This window comes from Actinoplanes sp. NPDC048791 (assembly GCF_040650095.1).
GTDB lineage: Bacteria > Actinomycetota > Actinomycetes > Mycobacteriales > Micromonosporaceae > Actinoplanes.
On record NZ_JBEZGQ010000667.1, the window covers coordinates 1 to 4,777 of the forward strand.

A 4,777-nucleotide genomic window follows, 5' to 3' on the forward strand; every position below is an offset into this window, starting at 1 on the left:
GAGATGATCCGTCAGGATCAGCCCTTCATCAGCTCGTGTGCGTTCTTCTCGAGGTCCTCGAGGCCACCGCACATGAAGAAGGCCTGCTCAGGGTAGTTGTCGTACTCACCCTCGCTGATCTTCTTGAACGCCTCGATGGTCTCCTTGAGCGGGACCGTCGAGCCGGGAACGCCGGTGAACTGCTCCGCGGCGTACGTGTTCTGGGACAGGAAGCGCTCGATGCGGCGGGCCCGCTGCACCGTGACCTTGTCCTCCTCGGAGAGCTCGTCCATACCGAGGATGGCGATGATGTCCTGCAGGTCCTTGTACTTCTGCAGGATCCGCTGCACCTCACGGGCGACCGCGTAGTGCTCGGCCCCGACGAACTCGGGCGCCAGGATCCGCGAGCTGGAGGCCAGCGGGTCCACGGCGGGGTAGATGCCCTTGTCGGAGATCGACCGCTCGAGGTTGGTCGTCGCGTCCAGGTGGGCGAAGGTGGTGGCCGGCGCCGGGTCGGTGTAGTCGTCGGCGGGCACGTAGATCGCCTGCAGCGAGGTGATCGCCTTGCCCCGGACCGAGGTGATCCGCTCCTGCAGCTCGCCCATCTCGTCGGCCAGCGTGGGCTGGTAACCCACGGCGGACGGCATGCGGCCGAGCAGCGTCGACACCTCGGAACCGGCCTGGGTGAACCGGAAGATGTTGTCGATGAAGAGCAGCACCTCCTGGTTCTGGACGTCCCGGAAGTACTCCGCCATGGTCAGCGCGGTCAGGGCGACCCGCAGGCGGGTGCCCGGCGGCTCGTCCATCTGGCCGAAGACGAGCGCGGTCTTGTCGAGCACGCCGCCCTCTTCCATCTCCAGGATGAGGTCGTTGCCCTCGCGGGTGCGCTCGCCGACGCCGGCGAACACCGACGTACCACCGAAGTTACGGGCAACGCGGATGATCATCTCCTGGATGAGCACCGTCTTGCCCACGCCCGCGCCGCCGAACAGGCCGATCTTGCCACCGCGCACGTACGGCGCGAGCAGGTCGAGCACCTTGATGCCGGTCTCCAGCATCTCGGTCTTCGGCTCGAGGTCGGCGAACGCCGGCGGCTTGCGGTGGATGCTCCACCGCTCCTGGATGTCCAGGGTGGCCGGGTCGGCGTTGAGGACCTCGCCGAGGGCGTTGAACACGTGGCCCTTGGTCACGTCACCGACCGGCACCGAGATGCCGGAGCCGGTGTCGCGCACCTCGGAACCGCGGACCAGGCCGTCGGTGGGCTGCATCGAGATGGCCCGGACGACGTTGTCGCCCAGGTGCTGCGCCACCTCGAGGGTCAGCGTCTTGGTGCCCTCGGACAGGGTCACGTCGACGTGCAGCGCGTTGTAGATGTCGGGCATGGCGTCGCGGGGGAACTCGGCGTCGACGACCGGGCCGATGACCCGGACTACGCGACCGACACCGGCCTGCGTCTTGGTGGGCTCAGCTACAGCAGTCATCATCCATCACTTCCCGCCGCGGCCAGCGCGTTGGCGCCGCCGACGATCTCACTGATTTCCTGGGTGATCGCAGCCTGCCGCGCGGAGTTCATCTCGCGCGTGTACCGCTTGAGCAGGTCGTCCGCGTTGTCCGACGCGCTCTTCATCGCCCGGCGCCGGGAGGCCGACTCGCTGGCCGCCGAGTCCAGCAACGCCGCGTAGATCCGCGTGTTGAGGTACTTCGGCAGCAGCGCGTTCAGCAGCTCCTCGGCCTCGGGCTCGAACTCGTAGGCCGGGCGCAGCCCGGGCTCGCGCTCGCGCTCCTCGACCTGCATCGGCGCCAGGAAGCGCGCCTCCGCGGCCTGGGTCATCAGCGACTTGAACCGGGTGCTGACGATGTGCAGCTCGTCGACGCCCTGGATGCCGTCCGGACCGTAGTGGCCGTCCTCGTCGTCCGCACCCGCGACGAACGCCTCGAGCAGCGCGTCGCCGATGGCGCGGGCGTCGGCGAACGACGGCCGCTCGGAGAAGCCCGTCCAGCTCGTCTCGATCGCCCGGTTGCGGAAGCGGTAGAACCCGACGCCCTTGCGGCCGACGATGTACAGCGCCACTTCCTTGCCGTCCGCCCGCAGGCGCGCCATCAGCTGCTCCGCGGTGCGGATCGCGTTGGCGTTGTAGGCGCCGGCCAGGCCTCGGTCGCTGGTGATCAGCAGGACACCCGCCCGCCGCACCCGCTCACGCGGCTGCAGCAGCGGGTTGTCGACCGACGCGTTGGACGCCAGCGCCGTGAGCACCTCGGTGATCGCCTCCGCGTACGGCTTGGAGGCGGTCACCCGCTCCTGCGCCTTGGCGATGCGGCTGGTGGCGACGAGCTCCTGCGCCTTGGCGATCTTCTTGGTGGACTTGACGGTGCGGATGCGCCGCCGAAGTGCCTGTACCTGACCGGCCATGGCTTAGCTCTCGTCCGTGCTGGGCCGGACCTCGCGGGTCACCGTCTCGCGGCTCTCGCTGCCGTCCGCCAGGGGCTCGGCCTGCGCCTCGTTACCGACGTTGCTGCCGGTCTCGCCCTGCTTGAACAGCACCTTGAACTCGTTGACGCCGCTCTGCAGGGTCTCGACCTGCTCGTCGGTCAGCTGACCGGTCGACTCGATCGCCGTGAAGGTCTCGCTGCGGTTGCGCTTGATCCAGTCGAGCAGCTCGGCCTCGAAACGCTTGACGTCGCTGACCGGGATGTCGTCGAGCTGGCCCGTGGTGCCGGCCCAGATGACGACGGTCTGCTCGGCCACCGACAGCGGCGAGTACTGCGGCTGCTTGAGCAGCTCGACCAGGCGGACGCCCTTCTCCAGCTGCGCCCGCGACGCCCGGTCCAGGTCGGAGGCGAAGGCCGAGAAGGCCTCCAGCTCGCGGTACTGGGCCAGGTCGAGGCGGAGCCGGCCGGAGACCCGGCGCATGCCCTTGACCTGCGCCGAACCGCCGACGCGGGACACCGAGGTGCCGACGTTGATGGCCGGGCGCACACCCGAGGCGAACAGGTCCGACTCGAGGAAGATCTGACCGTCGGTGATCGAGATGACGTTGGTCGGGATGTAGGCCGAGATGTCGTTGGCCTTGGTCTCGATCAGCGGCAGACCGGTCATCGAGCCGCCACCGAGCTCGTCGGAGAGCTTGGCGCAACGCTCGAGCAGACGGCTGTGCAGGTAGAAGACGTCGCCCGGGTACGCCTCGCGGCCCGGCGGGCGGCGCAGCAGCAGCGACACGGCGCGGTACGCCTCGGCCTGCTTGGTCAGGTCGTCGAAGACGATCAGGACGTGCTTGCCGTTGTACATCCAGTGCTGCCCGATGGACGAGCCGGTGTACGGGGCGATGTACTTGAAGCCGGCCGGGTCGGAGGCCGGCGAGGCCACGATCGTCGTGTACTCCAGCGCGCCCTGGGCCTCGAGCGTGCCCCGGATGCTGGCGATCGTGGTGGCCTTCTGGCCGATGGCGACGTAGATGCAGCGGACCTGCTTCTGCGGGTCGCCGGACTCCCAGTTGGCCCGCTGGTTGATGATCGTGTCGAGCGCGACCGTGGTCTTACCGGTCTTGCGGTCGCCGATGATCAGCTGGCGCTGGCCGCGGCCGATCGGCGTCATGGCGTCGATCGCCTTGATGCCGGTCTGCAGCGGCTGCTTCACCGGCTGGCGGGACATGACGTTGGGGGCCTGCAGCTCGAGCTCGCGGAAGCCTTCGCTCTCGATCGGGCCACGGTCGTCGATCGGGTTGCCGAGCGCGTCCACGACGCGGCCCAGGAAGGCGTCGCCGACCGGGACCGAGAGGACACGGCCGGTCCGCTTGACCCGCTGACCCTCCTCGATGTGGGTGTAGTCACCCAGCACCACGGCGCCGATCTCGCGGACGTCGAGGTTCAGGGCGACACCCAGCGTGCCGTCCTCGAATTCGAGCAGTTCGTTCGCCATCGCCGAGGGCAGGCCCTCGACGTGCGCGATGCCGTCGCCCGCATCGGAGACGATGCCGACCTCCTCGCGGGAGACCTCGGGCGAATAGGACGAGACGTAGCGCTCTAGCGCCCCCCGGATCTCGTCCGAGGAGATGGTCAGCTCGGCCATCCTCTGCCTTCTCTAGTCGGCTCGGGGCGTCGCCGCCGCCGAGGGCGTGCTCGGGACGTCGCCGCCACCGAGGGGAAAAACTATTTAGCGAACGCCTGCCGGGCTTCGTTGAGTCGCCGCAGGATCGTGCCGTCGTAGAGGTCGGAGCCGACACGGACGCTGACCCCGCCGATGATGCTCGGATCCACATCGACCTTCAGCGTCACCTGCCGACCGTAGATGTCGGACAACTTGGCGGCGAGCCGCTGCTCCTCGGCGTCGTCGAGGAGCTTGGCAACCGTCACGTACGCGACCTGACGGTCCCGCTTCGCGGCGGTCAGCTCGACCAGCCGGCTCAGCGAGGTCTCGAAGCTGCGGCCGCCGAATCCCTCGAGGGCCACCTCGATGAGCCGCCCCGTGCCCACCCGGACCTTGCCTTTCAGCAGGTCCCGGACAAGCTTAACGCGGCGGTCGATCGATGCGCCGGGATCGCCGAGCGTCACGGCCAGCTCGGAGTCACCCGACACGACCTGTCCGAAGCGGAACAGCTCGTCCTCGACCTCGGCGAGTTCGCCCGCCTTCTCGGTGGCCGCCAGCACGGTGTCGACGCCCAGGCGCTCCACCGCGTCGAGCAGCTCGGCCGGCCGGCTGAAGCGGCCGTTGGCCAGGGTCGCCACCGCTTCCACGGCGGTCTCCCCCAGCTTGCCGGCGAGCAGCGAGCGAACCAGCTCGGCCCGGTCGGCACCGCTGCGC

At 69.0% G+C, this 4,777-nt stretch carries 4 protein-coding genes; all 4 read right to left on the reverse strand.

Annotated features, from left to right (window positions below; all coding sequences use genetic code 11):
• Positions 1 to 17 precede the first annotated feature (17 nt).
• Positions 18 to 1,463, reverse strand: coding sequence for a F0F1 ATP synthase subunit beta (gene atpD, locus AB0C29_RS34055; protein ID WP_360829068.1), 1,446 nt, complete (start codon positions 1,461 to 1,463; stop codon positions 18 to 20).
• The gene (locus tag AB0C29_RS34060) at positions 1,460 to 2,389 is read right to left on the reverse strand and encodes a F0F1 ATP synthase subunit gamma (protein ID WP_360829071.1); all 930 of its coding nucleotides are present in this window, start codon (positions 2,387 to 2,389) and stop codon (positions 1,460 to 1,462) included. The genes atpD and AB0C29_RS34060 overlap by 4 nt, the downstream gene beginning before the upstream one ends.
• Positions 2,390 to 2,392: 3 nt before the next feature.
• Complete coding sequence (gene atpA / locus AB0C29_RS34065; protein ID WP_360829075.1) at positions 2,393 to 4,045, reverse strand: F0F1 ATP synthase subunit alpha; 1,653 nt, start codon at positions 4,043 to 4,045, stop codon at positions 2,393 to 2,395.
• A gap of 80 nt (positions 4,046 to 4,125) precedes the next feature.
• A partial coding sequence (locus AB0C29_RS34070) for a F0F1 ATP synthase subunit delta (RefSeq protein WP_360829078.1) occupies positions 4,126 to 4,777 on the reverse strand: 652 nt, incomplete at its 5' end.